Below are 18,240 nucleotides of genomic sequence, written 5' to 3' on the forward strand. Positions count from 1 at the left end.
CATAACTGCGAACAAACTTGTCGGCGGCCGTTGTGCGCCGCGTCAAATTTCCGGATGCCTTATGCCTGAAGCCCCTGTGCTTTCTTCTTCGGTCGTCACGCTGCGCGGCGGCCCGCTGGTTCATCCGGTGCGTAATCCGGGCCTGCCGTTCGACGCGTCCTGGCTGGACGGCTTGCGGGTCAATCAGTCCGCCGTCGAGCGGCGCACGGCCACGCTCGGAACCCGCCGCAGCGTCAAGAAAGACGCCCAGGCAGCGTGGCTGCTGAAGGCTGTCACCTGTATCGACCTCACCACGCTTAACGGCGACGACACCGAAGGGCGCGTGCGCCGCCTTTGCGCGAAGGCGCGCCAACCCGTGCGGGCCGATCTGCTCGAAGCGCTCGGCATCGCGCCGCACGGCATCACCACGGGCGCGGTGTGTGTTTATCACCGCTTCGTCGCGGCGGCGGTGGATGCGCTGCAGGGCAGCGGCATTCCGGTCGCCGCCGTATCGACAGGATTTCCGGCCGGACTGATTCCGCATCCGCTGAAGCTGAAAGAGATCGAGGCGTCGGTGGCGGACGGGGCGCAAGAAATCGACATTGTCGTCACGCGTGAATATGTGCTGACCGGCAACTGGCAGGCGCTCTACGACGAGGTGCGCGAGTTCCGCGCGGCCTGCGGTCCGGCACACCTGAAGGCGATTCTGGCCACCGGCGACATCCGCACGCTTTCCAACGTGGCGCGCGCCTCGATGGTCTGCATGATGGCGGGCGCCGACTTCATCAAGACGTCGACCGGCAAGGAAGGGGTCAACGCCACGCTGGATGTTTCACTGGTGATGGTGCGCATGATCCGCGAATACCAGCAGCGCACGGGTGTGCCGATCGGCTTCAAGCCGGCGGGCGGTGTGTCGAGCGCCAAGTCCGTGCTGTCCTATCAGATCCTCATGAAGGAGGAACTGGGCCGTCCGTGGCTCGAACCGGAGCTGTTCCGGATCGGCGCATCGAGCCTGCTGGCCGATATCGAACGCCAGCTCGAACACCACGTGAGCGGCCGTTACTCCGCTTTCAACCGCCACCCCGTAGCCTGAACAGAAGACCGATCTCATGAGCGTAGCCGAGTATTTTTCATCGATGGAGTACGGTCCCGCACCCGAGGACGATCGCCCTGCGCGCGCGTGGCTCGCGCAGCATGAAGCGGGCTTCGGGCATTTCATCGGCGGTGCGTGGCATGCGCCCGCTGCCGGCGAGCGTTTCGTCTCGCACGCGCCTGCCACGGGCGAGCGGCTCGCGGATATCGCGCAAGGCGACGCGGCCGATGTCGACGCGGCCGTGGCCGCCGCGCGTGCCGCGCAACCGGGCTGGCTCGCGTTGGGCGGCGCCGGCCGGGCACGCCATCTATATGCGCTGGCGCGCATGGTGCAGCGGCATAGCCGCCTCTTTGCCGTGCTCGAAGCACTCGACAACGGCAAGCCGATCCGTGAAACACGCGATATCGACGTACCGCTCGTCGCGCGGCACTTCCTGCATCACGCGGGGTGGGCGCAATTGCAGGAGAGCGAATTCGCCGATTACGCGCCGCTCGGTGTGATCGGCCAGATCGTGCCGTGGAATTTTCCGCTGCTGATGCTCGCGTGGAAGATCGCACCGGCGATTGCAATGGGCAACTGCGTCGTGTTGAAGCCGGCCGAATACACACCACTCACGGCGTTGCTGTTTGCCGAACTCGCGCACCGGGCCGGTTTGCCGGCCGGCGTGCTGAACATCGTGACGGGCGACGGCCGCACCGGCGCCGCGCTCGTCGATCATCCGCAAGTGGACAAGATCGCGTTCACGGGGTCGACGGAAGTTGGGCGTCTGATACGCGCGGCCACGGCCGGCTCGGGCAAATCGCTGACGCTCGAACTCGGCGGCAAGTCGCCGTTCATCGTATTCGACGACGCGGATCTCGACGGCGCCGTCGAAGGCGTTGTCGACGCGATCTGGTTCAACCAGGGGCAGGTTTGCTGCGCGGGCTCGCGCCTGCTGGTGCAGGAGGGCATCGAAGCGCGTTTCATCGCGAAGCTGAAGCGCCGCATGGAAACGCTGCGCGTGGGCAACTCACTCGACAAGAGTATCGACATCGGCGCGATCGTCGATCCGGTGCAGCTCGAACGTATTCAGTCGCTGGTGGAAACCGGCCGGCGTGAAGGCTGTGCGGTGTGGCAGTCACCCGATACGGCGATGCCTGCCGGCGGCTGTTTTTATCCGCCTACACTCGTTACCGGCGTGGCGCCGGCTTCCATTCTGGCGCAGGAAGAAATCTTCGGACCGGTGCTGGTCGCCATGAATTTTCGCACACCGGACGAAGCAATTGCGCTTGCCAATAACTCGCGCTACGGACTCGCTGCGAGCGTGTGGAGCGAAACCATTGGCCGCGCGCTCGATATCGCGCCGCGCCTTCTCTGCGGCGTGGTGTGGATCAACGCGACCAATCTGTTCGATGCGGCCGTTGGTTTCGGGGGTTATCGCGAGTCGGGCTATGGCCGGGAAGGCGGTCGTGAGGGTATCTACGAATATCTGAAGCCGCGCGCCTGGCTCAAGCTGGCCGCCCGTCGGGACGCGCGCGCTGAACGCGCTGAACGGGTTGAACCGACAGCCGGCGCAGATGCGCCCGGGTCGTTGTCGAACGTCACGCTGATCGACCGTACTGCGAAGCTTTTCATCGGTGGCAAGCAGGTGCGTCCGGATAGCGGCTATTCGTTGCCGGTTCATGCGCCGGATGGCAGCCTGGTCGGCGAAGTGGGTGAGGGCAATCGCAAGGATATTCGCAACGCGGTCGAAGCGGCGCGCGCGGCGCAGAAATGGTCGCAGGCGAGCACGCATAATCGTGCCCAGGTGCTGTTCTATCTCGCGGAGAACCTGGCCGTTCGTGCGGACGAGTTCGCGCGGCAACTGGTGACGAGAAACGGCGCCACGGAAGCGGCGGCGCATGCGGAAGTCGAGGCGGCGGTAGCACGCCTCTTTACTTACGCAGCGTGGGCCGACAAGTTCGACGGCGCCGTGCATACGCCGCCGCTGCGCGGTGTCGCGCTGGCCATGCACGAGCCGCTTGGCGTGATCGGTATCGCCTGTCCGGACGAAGCGCCGTTGCTCGGCTTCGTTTCGCTGGTGGCCCCCGCGCTGGCCATGGGCAATCGTGTGGTGGTCTTGCCGAGTGCGGCGTGCCCGCTCACCGTGACCGATTTTTATCAGGTAGCCGAGACTTCAGATGTGCCGGGCGGTGTGCTGAACATCGTCACGGGTGAGCGCGGTGCGCTGTTGCCCGCGCTTGCCGCACACGACGACGTCGATGCGCTCTGGTGTTTCGGTTATGCGGCGGATTCGACGCTCGTCGAGCGCGAGTCGGTTGGTAATCTGAAGCGGACGTTCGTCGATTATGGCCGCCAGTTCGACTGGTTCGACCGTTCGAGCGAAGGCCGCCCGTTTCTGCGTCAGGCCGTGCAGGTGAAGAATATCTGGATCCCGTACGGAGACTGACCGCGAGACCCACAGGGTGTCGAAACCCCATGCACGCCAACCAGAAAATGGAGGAGACAACGTGCTGAAGAAACTGGATTTGCGGTTGTTGTTGCAGGTTTTGCCTCGAGGGGAATGCCAATGAACGCGCCGGTACAGCGAAACGGGCGTGTCGTCATTCTGGGCATCTACGTCACGGACCTGACGTTTCGTGCCGCGCGCATGCCCCTGATCGGCGAGACGATTGCCGGCTCGGCATTCGCAATGGGTCCGGGCGGCAAGGGCTCGAATCAGGCGGTGGCGGCGGCGCGCGCCGGGGCCGAGGTGGTGTTCTGCACTCGCATCGGCAACGATGCATTCGGCGAGATTGCGCGTAAAACGTGGGCCACGGAAGGCATTACGGCACGCGCGTCGGTGATCGAGGGCGTCTCCACGGGGGCGGCGCATATCTTCGTCGACGACACCACCGGCACGAACGCGATCATCGTCGCTTCCGGTGCGGCCGGTACGATGAATGCAGCTGACGTCGACGCAATCGAAGCCGACATTGCCGCTGCGCGCGTATTCGTCACGCAACTCGAGCAGCCGCTCGCGGCGGCGCGCCGCGGCCTCGAGGTGGCGCGCCGGCACGGCGTCATCACCGTGTTCAATCCGGCGCCCGCGTTGCCGCTCGACGACGACATCTTCCCGTTGTGCGATTACATTACCCCCAACGAAACCGAAGCCGCCGCGCTCACCGGCGTGCCGATCGCGAATGCCGACGACGCGCGCCGTGCCGCCGACGCGCTGCTCGCCAAAGGTGTTGGCGCGGTCATCGTGACGCTGGGGGAAAGCGGCGCGCTGCTGCACTCGCCGACCCAGTCGGTGCTCGTACCGGCCTATCGCTGCGGCCGCGTGGTGGAGACCGCCGGTGCGGGCGACGGCTTCACGGGCGGCTTCGCGGCCGCACTCGCACGCGGCGACGACGCGGTAGCCGCACTGCGCTTCGGCTGTGCACTCGCGGGCATTTCCGTCACGCGCGCGGGTACGGCGCCTTCCATGCCGACGCTCGACGAGGTGAATCGCGTGCTGAATCAGCCGGCCGAACTGTCTCCGGCAAGCTCGCCGCTGTCCTGATCATTGCGAAGGCTCAAGGAGATCGTGTTCACCATGAAGTCCTCGTTTATCACTGGCAACGCTGGAAAAATGTTCGGCGACCGGCAACTGAATTTTCTGCTGATCGTCAACGTACTCGTCGTGCTGGCCGCAACGTGGCTTTCGCGCGGGCAATTCGTCGATATCGACAACCTGCAGTCGATGGGCGGGCAGTTGCCCGAACTCGGGCTGCTCGCGCTCGGCATCATGTTGTCGATGGTGTCGGGCAACGGCGGAATCGACCTGTCGGGTGTGGGGCTCGCGAACCTGTCCGGGATGGTCGCCGCGCTCGTTGTGCCGCGCTTCGTCAGCGGCGACGACTCACCGGTGCTCTATACGTCGCTCTTCTGCGTGATCGTCGTGGTGACGGGGCTGCTTGGCGGACTGCTGAACGGCGTGGTCATCGCGCGTCTGCGGCTCACGCCGATTCTCTGCACGCTCGGCACGCAACTGGTGTTCACGGGTTTTGCGGTTGTACTCAGCAACGGCGCTTCGGTACATGTCGACTATGTCGACCCCTTGTCGAATATCGGTAACGGCACCGTGTTTCAGGTGCCGATCGCGTTCTGCATCTTTATCGCCGCTGTGATCGTGCTGGGATGGCTGCTCAAGCGCAGCCCGTTCGGTTTGCGCCTCTATCTGATGGGCACCAATCCGAAGGCCGCGTTCTACGCCGGCATTCCGCCTGCGCGGATGCTGATCACGACCTATGCGATGTGCGGCGTGCTGGCCTCGCTCGCCGGTCTGATCAGCGCGACTCATACGTCGAGCGCGAAATGGGACTACGGCAACTCCTATCTGCTGATCGCCATTCTGATCGCGGTGATGGGCGGTGTGAATCCGTCCGGCGGCCACGGCCGCATCATCTGCGTGTTCTTTGCCGCCACCGTACTGCAGTTCCTCTCCAGTCTGTTCAATCTGCTGGGCGTGTCGCAGTTTTTCGGCGACTGCGCGTGGGGTTTTCTGTTGCTGCTGTCGCTCGCGTTCGCGGGCGGCGAGCGGGTGCGCGCGATCTTCGGTTTCGGCGGCGGTGGCGGCGGAGGTGGAGGTAGTACCGCAGGTTCCGGCGGCACGGCGCCGAAACATTAGCGCGCAGCACGGACGCGAGGCGAAGGCAAGGTTTCAGTACGCGGCGGACAACGAGCCCTGGCTGTCCGTGACGATGAAGTGGGGCGACATCGAACCATAAAGGAGACATCGCATGAAATTGACTCGACTGGGTACCGCGCTCGCAGCAGGCGCCCTTACGGTGGGCGTGATTGCCGCTGCGCACGCGGCAACCAACGAGACGATCGTCACGGTCGTCAAGGTGACCGGCATCAACTGGTTCAACCGGATGGACGAGGGCGTCAAGCAATTCGCGAAGGACAACCCGGGTGTGACCGCATATCAGACCGGCCCTGGCCGGGCGGATGCCGCACAACAACTGAAGATCATCGAAGATCTGATCGCGAAGAAAGTCACGGCGATTGCGGTGGTGCCCTACGATCCGCCGACACTCGAACCGGCCTTGAAGAAGGCGATGGATCGCGGCATCAAGGTGGTGACCCATGAGGCCGACAATGAAAAGAACACGATGGTCGATATCGAGGCATTCGACAACACGGCCTACGGTGCCGGCCTGAACGAACGCCTCGCTTCATGCATGCACAACGAAGGCAAGTGGGCCGTGCTGGTCGGCTCGCTCGGCAGCCGCTCGCAGGTGCAATGGGCCGACGGCGGGATCGGCAACGCCAAGGCGAAGTATCCGAAGATGGATCTGGTCGAACCGAAACTCGAAACCAACAACGACGGCGAACGCGCCTATGAAGTCGCGAAGGAAGTGCTGCGCAAGCATCCGGACCTGAAGGGCTTCCAGGGCTCCTCCTCGCTCGACGTGATCGGTATCGGCCGCGCGGTCGAAGAAGCCGGCATGCAGGGCAAGATCTGTGTGTACGGCACGGGCCTGCCGACCGAAGCAGGCAAGTTCCTTGAGAGCGGCGCGATCAACGGCATCGCATTCTGGGATCCGAAGCTTGCGGGCATCGCGATGAACAAGATTGCGCAGATGCTGATCGACGGCAAGACGGTCGAGAACGGCGCCGATCTCGGCATTCCGGGCTATACGAAAGTTACCGTGGCCAAGGGGCCGGGCAAGGGGATCATTGTGCGCGGCCAGGGCTGGGTGAACGTCGACAAATCGAACTACAAGCAGTATCCGTTCTGATATGAGTGAAGACGCAACGTCACCGCTGTCATCGCGTTCCGACACGCCGCAACCGTTTCTTGAGGTTGTCGGCGTGCACAAGCGTTTCACCGGCGTGCATGCCTTGCGCGGGGTGAGCCTGTCGTTTGAGCGCGGTCAGATTTATCACCTGCTCGGCGAAAACGGCTGCGGCAAGAGCACCCTGATCAAGATCATCTCCGGCGCGCAGCCGCCCGACGAAGGTGAGCTCGTGATCGAAGGCGTTCGGCATGCGCGGCTTTCCGCGCTGGAATCGCTCGCGGCGGGCATCGAGACCGTCTATCAGGATCTCTCGCTGCTGCCCAACATGAACGTGGCGGAAAACGTTGCACTTACCGCCGAGCTGGCCACGCACGCAGGCCGGCTCGCGCGGACCTTCGACCGCCGGGCGCTCGCGCGCACGGCAGCGCGAGCGCTGGAATCGGTGGGCCTGCCTGGCGATGCGCAATTTCAGGCGACCTTGATCGAGCAATTGCCGCTTGCCACGCGCCAGCTCGTTGCCATTGCGCGCGCGATTGCGAGCGAGGCAAAGTTCGTCATCATGGACGAGCCCACCACCTCGCTCACGCAGAAGGAGGTCGACAATCTGATCGCCGTGCTCGCGAATCTGCGCGCGCAGGGCGTGACGGTGCTGTTCGTCAGCCACAAGCTCGACGAATGCTACGCGATCGGCGGCGAAGTCATCGTGCTGCGCGACGGCCAGAAAATGGCGCAGGGGCCGATCGCGCAATTCACCAAAGCGCAGATCAGCGAGCTGATGACAGGGCGCCATCTGTCGAACGAGCGCTATCGTGAAGGCGCGTTCAGCCGGGAGGTCGTGCTCGACGTGCGCGGCTTCACGCGCGCGGGCCAATTCAGCAACGTGTCGTTCGCGCTCCATGGCGGCGAGATTCTCGGCATCACCGGTCTGCTCGATTCGGGGCGCAACGAACTTGCTCGTGCACTGGCAGGTGTTGCGCCGGCGCAATCGGGACAGGCGATGCTCGACGGCAAGGCGATTTCCTTGCGTACTCCCTCGGACGCGAAACATCATCGCATTGGCTACGTGCCGGAAGACCGCCTGAACGAAGGGCTGTTTCTCGACAAACCGATCCGCGACAACGTGATTACCGCAATGATCTCGAGCCTGAGGGACCGCTTCGGCCAGATCGACCGCACGCGCGCGCAAGCGCTTGCCGAACAGACGGTGAAGGATTTGCAGATCGCGACACCCGGTGTCGACAAACCCGTGCAGTCGCTCTCGGGCGGCAATCAGCAGCGCGTGCTGATTGGCCGCTGGCTCGCCATCGATCCGCGCGTGCTGATTCTGCATGGGCCGACGGTTGGCGTCGACGTCGGCTCGAAAGACATTATCTACCGCATCATGCAGCGCCTGTCGCAACGCGGCATCGGCATCATTCTGATCAGCGACGACCTGCCCGAGTTGCTGCAGAACTGCGACCGCATCCTGATGATGAAGAAGGGGCGCGTGGCAAGCGAATATCAGGCCGACATGCTGAGCGAAGCCGACCTGTATCGCGCGCTGCTTTCGGAAGCCGCATAAAGCACGCCGCATAAAGGATGCCGATACCCATGAACTCGCGGATCCCTTCGCGCATGAACCAGACCATGACCACCCCGAGCGTTGTTGAAGTCGCCCCCGAGGTCAAGCCACCCACCTTGATGGCGAAGCTCTCGCGTAACCCCGAATGGTTCACTGTCGCCTTGATTGCGGCGACGTGTGTGATTGTCGGCACGATCAATCCACGCTTCTTTCAGCTCGCGACATTATTCGATCTGCTGCATTCGGCCACCACCATGTCGCTTTTCGCGCTGGGCACGCTCGTTGTGCTTGCGTCCGGCGGTATCGACGTCTCGTTTACGGCAATCGCCGCGCTGACGATGTACGGCATTACGAAAGCGGTATTTGCATATTGGCCGGATGCGCCGTTCGCATTGATCCTGATCACCGGCGCGCTGGGCGGCGTGCTGCTCGGTCTCATCAACGGCATGCTGGTGCATCGCCTGAAAGCGCCTTCGCTGATCGTCACGATCGGCACGCAGTATCTGTATCGCGGCCTGCTGCTGACGTTCATCGGCACGACGTTCTTCATGAACATTCCGCACAGCATGGATCATTTCGGCCGGATTCCGCTGTTTTTCTATCACACCAGCGAGGGGCTGCGCGCCGTGCTGCCTGTCTCGGTGCTGGCGCTGGCGGTGGCCGCCGTTGTTACGTGGTGGCTGTTGAACCGGACCATGATGGGGCGCGGCGTCTATGCGATGGGGGGCAGTCTCGCCATCGCCGAGCGGCTCGGCTACAACCTGCGCGCGATCCATCTGTTCGTGTTCGGTTATACCGGCATGCTCGCCGGGATTGCAGGCATTCTGCATGTATCGAACAACCGGCTCGCGAATCCGTTCGATCTGGTGGGCTCGGAACTCGATGTGATCGCCGCGGTGATTCTGGGCGGTGCGCGCATTACGGGCGGCACGGGCACGGTGGCCGGCACCTTGCTCGGTGTGGTGCTGGTCACGCTGATCAACAGTGTGCTGATTCTGGTTGGGGTGCCGAGTACCTGGCAGAAGGTGATTATCGGTGCGTTTATTCTGATCGCGGGGACGTTGTTCGCCTTGCAGCGCAAGAGCTGAAACCGGCCGCCCGGCGTGGTGCCGGGCTGCAAGCGCATTCATTTGCGCTTGCGAAGCTCCTGGCCCTTTTCGGTGATGATGGAATCGAAGTCGTCGACTTGCGAGAAGCGCACCGCCTTGACGACGCCGAACTTGCTCTGGTCCACCACCAGATGCCGTTCGACGGCACTTGCCATGGCTGCCTGCTTGAGCGCGACTTCGTGAAAATTCCAGCATGTAACGCCGCGCGCGCTGTCCACGCCGCCCGCGGAAATAAATGCCTTGTTGATGCCCATACGGCGCAGCATCTCCAGACTCTCTTCGCCCGCAAACGAATCTGAAGACGGCACGTAGACGCCGCCCAGCAGAATCATCCGCACATTCGGCTTGCGCCGCAGAATCTCCGCCACGTTCAGCGAATAGCAGACCACGGTGACGTGACGCTCGAGCGGAATCAGACGCGCCAGCGTGGTGAGCGTGGTGCCGCAATCGATGAAGATCGTTTCGTGGTCGACGACGAGTTTCGCGGCAATCGCGGATGCTTCCGCCTTGGCTTGCGCGAAGTGATCCTGCTCGGCTTCGAGTGAATAGCCGGCGGTATTGGGTACGTCGGTCGCGCTGACAATGTAGCCGCCGAGATACGTGAATCGTTCCGGACTGCCTGCGATGTCGCGCCGGACAGTCATCTCCGATACGTTCAGCAGGGTGGCGGCGTCGCGCAGGCGCATGACGCTCTGCTTGGCCAGCGCATCGGCGAGGGCGCGGAGGCGGTCGGGTTTCAGCATGGAGGTCCTGTCGCGCAGTAGGGAAAGGCGTTATGTTTTGTTCGAGTTGATGAGAGAATTATAACAAGAGCTTGTCAGCGCGGCGAGCCTGTTTGAGCCTCGATTAAGCCTCGAATATGAAGACTTCGACGAATGGGAGGGATGGTCTGGACGAATCGACCGTCGGCATCACGGCATGACGGCAAGGTCGAAGGGGGAGGTGGGAAGCGATACGGCGGTTTGCCGCTCGCGCATGGCGCGAGCGGGCGGGGAGCAACGATTACTGCTTGATGCCTTCGGCCTGAATGTGCAATGTGGTTTGCATCTTGAAGCCGTAGGTCTTGCCGAAATCGATACCGAAATCGTCGCGATTGAACGTCGCGGTCGATTCAGTGCCGCACACTTCGCGCTTGAGCATCGGGTTGATGAAGCACTTGAACGATTCGATCTTCAGGTTGACCGGTTTGGTGATGCCGTGCATGGTCAGGGTGCCGATCACTTCCACCGGCTTGTCGCCGTCGAAGCGGATCTGCGTGCCCTTGTAGGTCGCGCTCGGATACTTGGCGGCGTCGAAGAACTTGTCGGTGACCAGTTCAGCGTCGAGCTTGTCGTTACCGATATCCACCGAGCTCATGTCGATCGTCACGTCTACCGTGCCGGTCTTTGCCGCGCGGTCCAGCACCACGGTGCCGCTGCTTTTCTTGAACTTGCCGCGCCAGATCGACAGTCCGCCGAAGTGATCGGTTTCGAAGCTCGGGTAGGTGTGCGTGGGATCGAGCTGATATGTATCGGCGGCCATGGCGTTGAACGACAAAGCGGTGGCCAGCGCGCCTGCGGCGAGCAAAAGTTGTTTTTTCAAGTGATTCTCCAGGTTTCAGAAAGTGCTGTGACGCTTCGGTGTGTTGCGTTACTTCTTCGAAGCGACGATGTGAAATTTGATGACGACTTCGTCGGCGACAACCGACGTGTCTTTCCATTCGCCCGTGCCGACATCGAACTGCGAGCGCTTGATCGGCAAGGTGCCGTCGAAGGTTTGAGTGTTGCCCTGGCTGGCGATCGTAACCGGCACCACCACGGTCTGCGATTTGCCTTTGATGGTGAGCTTGCCGGTGATCCTGTACTGATTGCCGCCGGCCGGCGCGATCGCGCTCGAAACGAAAGTCGCGGCCGGCCAGGTCGCGCTGTCGAACCATTCCTTGCCTTGGGCCTGTTTGTTGTAGTCGTCCGCACCGAGGTCGTAACTGCCGGTGTCGATCGAGACATTGGCGCTGCCGGCGGTTGGCTTGGCCGGATCGAAATTCAGCTGCGCGGAGAACTTTTTGAATTTGCCGTCCACCGGCACGTTCATCTGCTTCGTCGTGGCGATGACGCTGCTTTTGCTCGTGTCGACATCGGCGTGCGCGAGGCTTGCGCCGAAGAACGAGAGGGCGGCAGCGCCGGCCAGAATGGAGTGGTAGAGAGTTGATTTCATCGTGGTACGCATCCTATCGAACTCATGCGCGCTGATTGCGCACTACGGGGAATTAGATTGCCAACCGGCTGTAGCCAATCGGCTGTGACCAGACCGTGACCCGGCTGTGGCCCGGCTGATGCCTGTGTTACTTGAGGAACGGAATCATCCGCGCGAGTAATCCGTCGCGGTCGACAAACTGATGCTTGAGCGCCGCCAGTACGTGCATGACAACGAGCGCCAGCAGCGTGTAGTTGAGCAGTACGTGGACGGTGCGCAGGCTTGCCTTGAGCGCCTGGTCGGGGCCGATCAGGGTGGGCAGCGGTACGATGCCGAGGTACACCACCTGAATGCCCGCGGCCGAGCTATAGAAGTAGCCGGACAGCGGAATGGCCAGCATCAGCGCGTAGAGCACGCCATGCACGAGGTGGGCCGCCGCCTTCTGCCACGTGGGTGTCGCGCGATCGAGTGCAGGCGCGCGGTGCGTGGCGCGCCACAGCACGCGGGCCACGGCCAGCACGAAGACGGTCACGCCGATCCATTTGTGCCATGAGAAGTACGCTTGGTGGGCGTGAAGCCGGGGATATCGGTCATGATCCAGCCGATATAGAACCCGCAGGTGATCAGCAAGGCAATCAGCCAATGCAGGGCGATGGCAGGGCCGCTGTAACGCTCGACGTCTGAAGGACGGGGGTTCATGAATTCATGCTCGCTATTCGTGAGGCGCGTGATGCTTACCGCGTGCGCTATGTCGCGTGTGAATGCGGATGGTAGGGACGCCGATGAAAACTGAATAGACGGGCAGAAGAGAACAGATTGTTCTAGCCGTGACGCTAATGAGGATGGAATAAACGCGCGTGACCGCCTGCGGGGCGTGGCACGTCACTTGCACCCCGTTTCCGGCTGTCTTGCGGTCATAGGTTATGCTGCGCTCCACGGCCGCGCTCGCGCGCCATCCAGATCATCCAGAATCAGAATCCAGGACTTGTCCATTGAATTCCGTCTTCCTATCCTGGGGTATTGCCATTGCCGCCACGGCCGGCGTCATTACCCGTCCGTTCAAATGGCCCGAGGCCGTGTGGGCCGTCGCCGGTGCGTTACTGCTGGTGTCGCTCGGCCTGCTGCCCGTCGACCTGGCCGTCGAGGCGGTCGGCAAAGGCACGGACGTCTACCTCTTCCTGTTCGGCATGATGCTGCTCTCGGAAGTCGGGCGTCGCGAAGGTCTGTTCGACTGGGTGGCGGTATTCGCGGTCAACCATGCCAAAGGTTCGCCGCGAAAGCTCTTTTTGCTGGTCTATCTGGTCGGCGTGGTCATTACCGCGTTTCTATCCAACGACGCGACTGCGGTCGTCCTCACGCCGGCGGTATTTGCCGCCGCCAAAAAAGCGAAGACGCATCCGTTGCCTCTGCTCTTCGTGTGCGCGTTCATCGCGAATGCCGCGAGTTTCGTGCTGCCGATCTCGAACCCAGCCAACATCGTGCTGTACGGCAATCACACGCCCGCGCTCGGCGCCTGGCTGCTGCGCTTCACGCTGCCTTCGCTGCTGTCGATCGTCGCGACCTATCTGCTGTTGCGCTGGACCCAGCGCGAGGCGCTCGCCGGTACTTGCGAGGCCGATCTGGAGCCAGTGGCGTTGTCGTCGAGCGGGCGCGTCGCGCTTGGCGGGATCGCGGTGACTGCCGTCGTGTTGCTGACGGTTTCCGCGTTCGATGTTCCGCTCGGCTTGCCCACCGCGATACTCGGCGCGCTGACCGCGCTGGTCGTGCTGGTCCAGGAGCGCAAATCGCCGCTGCCGATGATCCGGGAGATATCGTGGAGCGTGTTGCCGCTGGTCGCCGGCCTATTCGTGCTGGTCGAAATGCTCGATCACACGGGCGTCATCAGGACGTTCGTCAATCTGCTGCAAGACGCGACGCGGCACAATGAATTCTCGACGGCCGCTTGGGCGGGCAGCGTCATCGCGATCGGCAGCAATCTGATCAACAATTTGCCGGCCGGCCTGATCGCCAGTTCGACCGTGATGCAGGCGCATAGTCCGGAGCGGGTGATCGACGCGCTTTTGATTGGCGTTGATCTGGGGCCGAACCTGTCGATCACCGGCTCGCTCGCCACGATCCTCTGGCTCAACGCCATTCGTCGCGAGGGCGAGGACGTGAGTTTCATGAAGTTCCTGAAAGTCGGGGTCGTAGTGATGCTGCCGGCGCTCGCGCTGGCGCTTGCCGCGCGGATCCTGATCTAGGTTCCCGTCGGACGCAAGGGCGGCTTGGCCACCAGCGTCGGCACGGACTGTTCGAGCGATTGCAGCACAGCTTCGAGCCGCGCGAGGCGCGCGCGCTGGGCGGGCATCAATGATGTTCTTGGAAGCATGAGCAATCGCTGACGCCAATAGGACAACGGGATACGATCGTTAGCGGAGATCAGCCCAAATACGCGTTCGAGATGGGCGATTTCCTTATCTATGTGTTGGAAGCTCATCAAGCGTTCCTGAAGAAGAGGAATGGGCAACGAAGCGTTGTGGGCGGAATTCCATAAGTTGGAAAGATCAGACCGATCCGGCTAACGGATGCTAAACACGCTCGGCGTTGGTAATCCGTTTGAGCAAATCCCGTACCGCATCCCTCTGTTCTGATGCGATGTCGAGCTTTCAAACGTCCTGCATTGCCCTGATGGATTGACTTCGTCCAGTCTCGGAGGCTTCTGGACGGAGCAGGTCTTCTGTCCGTTTTAAATCACGCAATGCATGGAAATGGTTAATCGGACGCTTAAAAGCCGGGCTCATTTCGCATCTTTGTCTGTAAGCCGTGGCGATTTAACACTGGACAAGGTGTTTTCGCGCGGCACGCCGGCCATTCTTCAGGGGAACGGGAATTCACCAGGAATCTTTGTGGGCAGCATGGCTTATGCTGGTTCAACGGCTATTGCCGTAACCGGTACATCGGACACGAACCCGCGGAGCGCGCGTTTGCGTCCCCGGTTCGGCACCATCTAACGCGGCACCACCATGACAGGCTGAGCGTAAGTAACGACGGACGCGGGCACGATTGCGTAGCGGGTCGGCGCGGGCAGCAACACCGGCGTGCCGGCCGCGACCGCCACCGGAATCGGAGCGGGTGGGGGCGCCACCACATAGACCGGTTTGACCGGCGCATAGCCGTAGTAATAGACGGCGCGTGGCGGCGGCGCGTAGATGACGGTGGCGGGTACGGTGACGATTACCCGGGCGAACGCTGTCGACGAACAGGCGAGACCGATGGCGGTGAAGGTAGAGGCGCAGACTAGACGAATACTCACTTTATACTCCTGAGACGTGTTGAACGGCGTGGCGCATGTGCCGGTAAAGAAAGGCGGCTGATTCGGATTGCTTGATATGTCATCCGAACCGCTGGAGCGCTTTGGTTGCTTAAGGTACTTAAGGTGAATAAGGTGCCGGTAGCGCCGGCAGACGAAAGATACGCAAACTGCGTTCGAAACGGCAGCGCGAACTTATTTCATTTCATGTCGCGCGAAAGGAGTCGTGAAGACAGGCGTGCATGTGGTTGAAGCGCGCGACGTGCCACAACGTGCCACGAAGGCCGCGCGCTGTGCCCCTTATGCCGACGTAACCGGACCATGAAACACGGCGACATGATTCTGAAATTGCCTTCCAGTCGCGCTTGCTTAAAAATCCGCTCTGTCATCGAACGGATCGCGGCGGTTTGCAGGCGACGCACGATGGTTTAATCGAGGAATCAGTCATGAAGAAGTTAATCGCCGTTGTGTTGCTGTGCTGCGCATCCACCGTCACGTTTGCTCAAACAACCGCACCGCAAGGTGGCAATCCCCAGCGCATGGAACGCATGGTGCAGCAACTGCAAACGCGCTTTGCGAATGCCAACACCACGCACGACGGCAAGCTCACGAAAGAACAGGCCGCCACAGGCATGCCGATGGTCGCGAAGCATTTCGATGAAATCGACACGCAGAAAGCGGGTTACATCACGCTGCCGCAGATCATGGCATTCATGCAGGAACGCGGGGCAGCGCACTGAGCGGCGCGGGCATCGGCGGGATCGTGGGATGGCTGTTTATCCCGTCGTTCTACGTGTTGTCGCCGCGCGAGGCAGAACGGCACGCGGCGCGCCATGCACCGCCCGACGCTTGAACCGAGGAGCTGTCATATGGATCGCCCCGCCAAAATTATCGTGCTCGACGACGAAGTCGAACTGCGCAACATGTTGCAGCGTTTCCTGCGTGGCCATGGTTTCGACGTGCGGGTCGCGGAGGACAGCAAACGGCTCGACCGCTATCTGCAGCGCGAGCCGTTCGATCTGCTGGTGCTCGATCTGATGATCGGCGAAGAAGACGGCCTCGAGATCTGCGCCCGTCTGCGCGAGCAGGGGCAAACGCTGCCGATCCTGATGCTGACCGCCAAGGGCGATCCGCTCGACCGGGTGGTGGGCCTCGAAACCGGCGCTGACGACTACCTCGCCAAACCGTTCCTGCCGCGTGAACTGGTGGCGCGGATCAATGCGCTGCTGCGCCGCCAGAAGATGGCTTCGGGCGACGTCACCGTGACTTCGCAGAGTGTGCGCTTCGGCGATTTCAGTCTCGACGTAGGCAAGCAGGAGTTGTCGCGCGCGGGCGAGTTGCTGGAGATTCATTCGGCGCAGATGCTGCTGCTGGTCGCGCTGGCTTCTTCGCCGAACCGGCCTGTGAGCCGGGACAATCTGCTGGCGCGCGCCCGCGGGCGCGAGCACGATGCGCTCGATCGCAGCATTGACGTGCAGGTGCTGCGGCTCAGGCAGATCGTCGAGGACGACCCGTCGAAGCCGCGCTTCATCAAGACCGTGTGGGGCATCGGCTACATGCTGGTCGCGGACGTCGACTCATGAGCCGCGCGTGGCTGCAGCGCGCGCTGCCGAGAACGCTGCTGGCGCGCAATATCGTTTTGCTGATCGTCCTGGTGATGCTGAGCCAGGTGTGTTCGCTCGGTGTGCTGCTGCACTATGTGCAGCGGCCGCGTGTCGTGCGTGCGGCCGCCGTGTTCGCCACCTACGTGAGAACGCTCGACAGCCTGCTTCAAGCCACACCGCCGAACGCGCGCGCCGGATTGACCGGCCGCCTCGACGCGCGTGAGCAACTGCCCGCCGAGGCGTCGGTCAAGCCGCCGCCCAGTTTGTTGCTGGCCTATCGCACGTATCAGCGCAGCGTGTTTCTCGACAGCTTGCGCGCGCATCTGCCTGCCGATATGCCGGTGCTCTGGCAGTCCGAAGGCGGCCAGCGGTTGTGGATTCGCATGCATGCGCCGGCCGATGCGCCGCATTCGCCGTACTGGATCGCGCTGCCGATTCCGGAGGATGCACAAGGCGCTGGCCTCGACGCCGCGATCCTGTTGTCGCTCGGTCTGGGTGCGCTGGCGGCGCTGACCGGCTACGTGATCCAGCGCCATCTGAACCAGCCGCTGCGGCAGTTGACGCGGGCGGCGCGCCGCGTGAGCGCGGGCGAAACCCCTGAGCCGTTGCCGACCGACGGTCCCACCGAGATCGCTGCGGTAAGCAGCGCATTCAATCAGATGACGCATACGCTGCAGCAAGCCGAGGCAACGCGCGCGCTGATGCTGGCAGGCATCTCACACGACATCCGCACGCCGCTCACCAAACTGCGGCTCTCGATGGCGATGGCGATGCCGGACGGCAGCGACAGCAGCTTTGTCGTCGCAGCGGAGTCCTATCTGGACCAGATCGAAACGATCTTGCAGCAGTTCATGGATTACGCCGGCAGCGGCGAGCGCGAAGCGGCCGAACGCGGCGATCTCAATGCACTGATCGAGCGGCTCGCGGGCGATTTCGCGGGGCTGGGCCATGAATTTGAGCTTTCGCTGGCGGTTTTGCCGGCGATCGCGTACCGGCCGATCAGCATGATGCGGCTCCTGATGAACCTCATGCAGAACGCGATCGTCTACGGCGGCAGCGGGCTTGCCGTACGAAGCTGGGCCACAGGCCAGGCCGTGTATGTGGCGGTTGGCGATCGCGGCAAAGGGCTTTCGGCGGAGGAACTGGAACAACTGAAAGCGCCGTTTCAGCGCGGCCGCAATGCGCGCGCGCACAGCGGCGGTACCGGGCTGGGGCTTGCGATTGTCGAGCGGATTGCACGGCTGCACGGCGGCAGCCTGCAGTTTCATGCGCGCGAGGGCGGTGGCCTGGAAGTGTGGGTCGTGTTGCCGCGCGCATCCTGATCGGGCCCGCTCATTTCCTGTCCAGCCACGCGTCCAGCCCGACCCGGAAAGCCACGCCCGCGATAACCGGCACGGTCAGCATCAGAATGATGCCGAAGTTGGGAATCTCGTCGCCGTAAGTGATTGGACCGTAGAGCACGACCGTTGCCACGATCGCGAAGACCACCACGCCGATCGCAACCATCAGAAGGTTGCGCGACGTAACGGACAGATCCTTGCGCTTTGCGTTGCCCGGTTCGGTGCTGGTAGCCGGGACTTCGTCGTGTTGGGCGGGCATGATGGTTCTCGTGGCTGGAAAAGTGCCGTGTAAGGCGCGGCTGCAAATTCAAATCGAAACGTGATGACAACGCGCGGTAAGGAAACG

General features: G+C 62.5%; 17 protein-coding genes and 1 pseudogene. 11 read left to right on the top strand and 7 right to left on the bottom strand.

Features of this window, described 5'->3' with window-relative positions; all coding sequences use genetic code 11:
• The first annotated feature begins 61 nt into the window (after nt 1-61).
• From deoC to AC57B6_RS19150, 7 genes are all read left to right on the top strand, one after another.
• Nucleotides 62-1,072, top strand: coding sequence for a deoxyribose-phosphate aldolase (deoC, locus tag AC57B6_RS19120; RefSeq protein ID WP_028200259.1), 1,011 nt, complete (start codon nt 62-64; stop codon nt 1,070-1,072).
• A 16-nt stretch (nt 1,073-1,088) separates the two neighbouring features.
• The gene (locus AC57B6_RS19125) at nt 1,089-3,500 is read left to right on the top strand and encodes an aldehyde dehydrogenase family protein (protein WP_496421897.1); all 2,412 of its coding nucleotides are present in this window, start codon (nt 1,089-1,091) and stop codon (nt 3,498-3,500) included.
• Nucleotides 3,501-3,620: 120 nt separating this feature from the next.
• Complete coding sequence (rbsK, locus tag AC57B6_RS19130) at nt 3,621-4,595, top strand: ribokinase (protein ID WP_252889986.1); 975 nt, start codon at nt 3,621-3,623, stop codon at nt 4,593-4,595.
• A gap of 33 nt (nt 4,596-4,628) precedes the next feature.
• Nucleotides 4,629-5,702 carry an ABC transporter permease gene (locus AC57B6_RS19135; protein ID WP_496421898.1) on the top strand — a complete coding sequence of 358 codons (1,074 nt, stop codon included), beginning with the start codon at nt 4,629-4,631 and terminating at the stop codon, nt 5,700-5,702.
• Between the two features lie 112 nt (nt 5,703-5,814).
• The gene (locus AC57B6_RS19140; protein WP_028200255.1) at nt 5,815-6,819 is read left to right on the top strand and encodes an autoinducer 2 ABC transporter substrate-binding protein; all 1,005 of its coding nucleotides are present in this window, start codon (nt 5,815-5,817) and stop codon (nt 6,817-6,819) included.
• Between the two features lies 1 nt (nt 6,820).
• On the top strand, nt 6,821-8,380 hold the full coding sequence (locus AC57B6_RS19145; RefSeq protein ID WP_281663583.1) for a sugar ABC transporter ATP-binding protein: 1,560 nt from the start codon (nt 6,821-6,823) through the stop codon (nt 8,378-8,380).
• A 29-nt stretch (nt 8,381-8,409) separates the two neighbouring features.
• Nucleotides 8,410-9,468: an ABC transporter permease gene (locus AC57B6_RS19150; RefSeq protein WP_030098790.1), complete on the top strand. Its 1,059-nt coding sequence runs from the start codon at nt 8,410-8,412 to the stop codon at nt 9,466-9,468.
• A 38-nt stretch (nt 9,469-9,506) separates the two neighbouring features.
• On the opposite strand, the gene AC57B6_RS19155 is transcribed toward AC57B6_RS19150, so the two are convergent.
• The 4 genes and pseudogenes from AC57B6_RS19155 to AC57B6_RS19170 all read right to left on the bottom strand — a co-directional run bounded on the left by AC57B6_RS19155 (nt 9,507) and on the right by AC57B6_RS19170 (nt 12,360).
• Nucleotides 9,507-10,232, bottom strand: coding sequence for a DeoR/GlpR family DNA-binding transcription regulator (locus tag AC57B6_RS19155; protein ID WP_028200252.1), 726 nt, complete (start codon nt 10,230-10,232; stop codon nt 9,507-9,509).
• A gap of 259 nt (nt 10,233-10,491) precedes the next feature.
• A complete protein-coding gene (locus AC57B6_RS19160) occupies nt 10,492-11,070 on the bottom strand; it encodes a YceI family protein (protein WP_406868667.1) in 579 nt (192 codons plus the stop codon).
• Nucleotides 11,071-11,118: 48 nt separating this feature from the next.
• On the bottom strand, nt 11,119-11,682 hold the full coding sequence (locus AC57B6_RS19165; protein ID WP_496421899.1) for a YceI family protein: 564 nt from the start codon (nt 11,680-11,682) through the stop codon (nt 11,119-11,121).
• Between the two features lie 127 nt (nt 11,683-11,809).
• Nucleotides 11,810-12,360, bottom strand: a pseudogene (locus AC57B6_RS19170) (cytochrome b).
• A gap of 293 nt (nt 12,361-12,653) precedes the next feature.
• On the opposite strand from AC57B6_RS19170, the gene AC57B6_RS19175 reads away from it, so the two are divergent.
• Entirely contained in the window at nt 12,654-13,901 is a 1,248-nt protein-coding gene (locus AC57B6_RS19175; protein ID WP_183804192.1) for an arsenic transporter, read from the top strand.
• On the opposite strand, the gene AC57B6_RS19180 is transcribed toward AC57B6_RS19175, so the two are convergent.
• Together AC57B6_RS19180 and AC57B6_RS19185 are read right to left on the bottom strand one after the other, a co-directional pair.
• Nucleotides 13,898-14,137 (bottom strand): hypothetical protein, encoded by a 240-nt coding sequence (locus AC57B6_RS19180; RefSeq protein ID WP_030098785.1) that lies wholly within the window; start codon nt 14,135-14,137, stop codon nt 13,898-13,900. The two genes, AC57B6_RS19175 and AC57B6_RS19180, sit on opposite strands and share 4 nt — an antisense overlap.
• A 510-nt stretch (nt 14,138-14,647) precedes the next feature.
• Entirely contained in the window at nt 14,648-14,953 is a 306-nt protein-coding gene (locus AC57B6_RS19185) for a hypothetical protein (RefSeq protein ID WP_496421900.1), read from the bottom strand.
• Between the two features lie 443 nt (nt 14,954-15,396).
• Between AC57B6_RS19185 and AC57B6_RS19190 the strand changes: the two genes are divergently transcribed.
• The 3 genes from AC57B6_RS19190 (at nt 15,397) to AC57B6_RS19200 (ending at nt 17,876) form a co-directional block, all read left to right on the top strand.
• Nucleotides 15,397-15,690: an EF-hand domain-containing protein gene (locus tag AC57B6_RS19190; protein WP_028200245.1), complete on the top strand. Its 294-nt coding sequence runs from the start codon at nt 15,397-15,399 to the stop codon at nt 15,688-15,690.
• Nucleotides 15,691-15,819: 129 nt separating this feature from the next.
• A complete protein-coding gene (locus tag AC57B6_RS19195; RefSeq protein WP_028200244.1) occupies nt 15,820-16,533 on the top strand; it encodes a response regulator in 714 nt (237 codons plus the stop codon).
• Entirely contained in the window at nt 16,530-17,876 is a 1,347-nt protein-coding gene (locus tag AC57B6_RS19200) for an ATP-binding protein (RefSeq protein WP_496421901.1), read from the top strand. Before AC57B6_RS19195 ends, AC57B6_RS19200 begins: the two co-directional genes overlap by 4 nt.
• Before the next feature lie 10 nt (nt 17,877-17,886).
• Here the strand turns inward: AC57B6_RS19200 and AC57B6_RS19205 are convergent, their stop codons facing one another.
• Nucleotides 17,887-18,153 carry a hypothetical protein gene (locus tag AC57B6_RS19205; protein ID WP_028200242.1) on the bottom strand — a complete coding sequence of 89 codons (267 nt, stop codon included), beginning with the start codon at nt 18,151-18,153 and terminating at the stop codon, nt 17,887-17,889.
• Between the last annotated feature and the right edge of the window lie 87 nt (nt 18,154-18,240).

Source organism: Paraburkholderia sp. BGA-UO-ETr-F12 (genome assembly GCF_059567945.1).